This is a genomic window from Methanobrevibacter sp., from assembly GCF_017406825.1.
Taxonomy (GTDB): domain Archaea; phylum Methanobacteriota; class Methanobacteria; order Methanobacteriales; family Methanobacteriaceae; genus Methanocatella.
In genome coordinates, this window is the sequence record NZ_JAFQXT010000049.1 from 1 (window position 1) to 3,088 (window position 3,088).

General features: G+C 40.0%; 3 protein-coding genes. All 3 read right to left on the reverse strand.

Features of this window, described 5'->3' with window-relative positions; translation table 11 throughout:
- Positions 1 to 776, reverse strand: a 776-nt coding sequence (locus tag IJF99_RS08620; protein ID WP_292794301.1) for a DUF1848 domain-containing protein, incomplete at its 3' end; no start/stop codon positions are given.
- Between the two features lie 25 nt (positions 777 to 801).
- A complete protein-coding gene (locus IJF99_RS08625) occupies positions 802 to 1,959 on the reverse strand; it encodes a thiolase domain-containing protein (protein ID WP_292794303.1) in 1,158 nt (385 codons plus the stop codon).
- 12 nt (positions 1,960 to 1,971) lie between these two features.
- The gene (locus IJF99_RS08630; protein ID WP_292794306.1) at positions 1,972 to 3,009 is read right to left on the reverse strand and encodes a hydroxymethylglutaryl-CoA synthase; all 1,038 of its coding nucleotides are present in this window, start codon (positions 3,007 to 3,009) and stop codon (positions 1,972 to 1,974) included.
- Positions 3,010 to 3,088 lie beyond the last annotated feature (79 nt).

A 3,088-nucleotide genomic window follows, 5' to 3' on the forward strand; every position in this document is an offset into this window, starting at 1 on the left:
TAGCAATACTTGCATCCGTGCATGCATGTATTATATGCTCCTACATCCCTTCCAAATATGCAATTGCATTCACGGTTCTGGTATTTTCCTTTAGGCAATTTTAAATTATTTCCAATAGCTCTCTCAATAACCTGCTGAGTCATGCACCCTGACGAATCACAACCGAACTGGTCAAGCAATGTTCCCTCAAGACAGGTTTTAATTTGAATATCATAATCACGAGCAATCCTTGAAAAGTTCTCGCCTATAATCAGCTGTTCTTCAATTTCAACTTCCTTTGCTTCTGGAAAATTTCTTAAAACCTTCTTATACAAATCAATGAAACTTATCGTACAATAATCAGTGTATGTGGATAGTTGCGATGCAATCTCTTCAAATTTATCAATATGAAAATCCAAGTCATATTTTTCTGTGATGAATATCGGGTCATATCTCCACTCAACACATCTGCTTCCCAAATAATCGGATAATGACTTGAATGTTTTAATTACCCGTTTATATGATGGAACATTGACTTCAATGTCCTTATCATATGCATTGATCGTCATGAACCAGAACTGATTATATTCATCCAACTTATCAATGTTTTTGATTAACGGCTTTGGGTTTTTAGAAGTGAAACACAGGCAATCAGTTGTCTTAGGGTTAATGGGATACCTATAAATATCATCATTATATGGGTTTTTAGAGCAAACAAATCCCTCATCAACCCTGTTTAGGAACCATTTATGAAAAAAAGCCGGAATATCAGTTCTTGAGCCAGTATTGATTATCATAAAAAAAAGAAAAAGTAAAAGAGATTTATAAATCTCTTCCGAAAATGTGTACTGCTGCAGTACCTCCGGTACCTCCGATGTTGTGGGTCATACCGATTTCTGCACCTTCCACCTGACGTTTTCCACCTTCTCCTCTAAGTTGCCATACGATTTCAGCAGCCTGAGCGATACCGGTTGCACCTAATGGGTGTCCACGTGCCTTAAGACCTCCTGATGAGTTGATCGGGAAATCACCATCGATTTCAGTTTGGCCTTCCTCAATAGCTATTCCTCCTTTACCTTTTTCAGCAAATCCTAAGTCTTCAACCGCCAACAATCCATTGATGGAGAAACAGTCATGCACTTCAGTAACGTCAACGTCTTTGCATGTGATTCCTGCCATTTCATAAGCTTTTCTGGAAGCAACTTTTGTAGATTCAATGGTAGTTAAATCTTTTCTGTCGTGCAATGTTAATGTTCCAGAAGCCTGTGCAGAAGCCTTTACATAAATTGGGGTGTCAGTGTACTTTTTAGCGTCTTCGGCAGGCACCATTACAACAGCTGCCGCTCCGTCACTAACAGGAGAACAGTCGAGTAATGTCAATGGATCTGCAACCATTGTAGAGTTGATTACTTTGTCTACAGTAGTTTCAAATGGGAATTGTGCATTAGGGTTTTTGGATGCGTTCTTGTGGTTGACTACTGAAAACTGTGCTAACTGCTCACGGGTGGTTCCGTATTCGTACATGTGTCTTTTTGCAATCATTGCATATAATGACGGGAAAGTGGCGCCTTGCTGGGCTTCCCATTCCTGGTCTGATGCTGTGGCAATAGCTGGAGTGGCGTCCACTACATCAGTCATCTTTTCAACACCTGCAGAAATTACAACATCATGGTATCCTGATGCGACTGCCATGATACCTTGCCTTAATGCCAATCCGCCTGAAGCACAAGCAGCTTCGACTCTTGTGGTTGGGACAGGATTAAGACCTACGTGGTCAGAAATAAGTGCTGCAATGTGTTCCTGCTGTACAAATAGTCCTGAGGACATATTTCCAACAAACATTGCTTCAATATCTGCACCATCAATGTCAGCATCCACTATAGCTTTTACACCAGCTTCAGCAATTAAATCTCTAAATGATGAATCCCATAATTCACCGAATTTTGTCTGTGAAACTCCGATAATCGCAACATCTCTCATTTTCAAGCCCCCTTACATTTTAATTTTACCTTTATATTTAGCATAAACCGCATAATCGACATATGTCTTTTGGTCAATGATGCTTTGTGTTTTTGGAGCTAATTCTCTTCTTTCAACAATCTCGTCTTTAACGGTTATTGTAAAACCGTCACTTCCTGCACCGGAACCATATGAAATAACGAAGATGTTGTCTCCAGGTTCTGCAACATCCAAAATATTAGATAATGCGAGAGGTACGGCACCGGAATAAGTGTTTCCAATATTAGGAGTGAGTAATCCTTGTTTGATTTGATCATTTGTGAATCCTAATTTTTTACCTGCCCTCAGGTAGAATTTACCGTTAGGCTGGTGGAAACATGCATAATCATAATCTTCAGGTTTGGAATCGGTTTCTTCAAATAACATTTTTGCTGCACTCAAAACATGTTTGAAGTATGCAGGCTCTCCAGTGAAACGTCCGCCGTGGGACGGGTAGTCCTGACCTTCCCTTCTGTAGAAATCGGGAGTGTCTGTTGTGAAACTGCATGTATGATTTATGTCTGCAATTGTATTTTCTTTACCGATGATGTAAGCTGCCCCACCGGCAGATGCGGTGTATTCCAAAGCATCACCAGGAGCGCCTTGTGAGGTATCGGCACCAATGGCCAAACCATATTCAATCATTCCAGATTCTACAAGACCCATAGTCATTTGGATACCTGCAGTTCCTGCTTTACAGGCGAATTCCAAATCGGCTGCAGTCAGTTTTGGAGTTGCACAAACTGCTTCTGCTACAATGGAAGCAGTTGGTTTTACTGCATATGGATGTGATTCGGAACCGACGTAAACGGCACCAATCTTTGAAGGGTCAATCTGGGCTCTTGCTAGAGCGTATCTTGCGGCGGTAACTGCAATAGTCGCAGTGTCTTCATCAGGAGAAGGAACGGATTTTTCATTAACAACCAATCCATTTGATAAAGCTACAGGGTCATCACCCCATACTTTAGCGATTTCTTCTACCTTTATCCTATATGATGGCACATGTGCCCCATATCCTACTATTCCTACCATTAAATCACAATAAATAAAAAACTTAAAACAAATTAAATAAATAATTTAATTATTAATAATTTATTTTTATTATTCTATA

Coding starts and splice junctions, on each gene's coding strand:
- IJF99_RS08630 (WP_292794306.1), bottom strand. CDS start 3,009: ATGGTAGGAATAGTAGGATATGGGGCACATGTGCCATCATATAGGATA.
- IJF99_RS08625 (WP_292794303.1), bottom strand. CDS start 1,959: ATGAGAGATGTTGCGATTATCGGAGTTTCACAGACAAAATTCGGTGAA.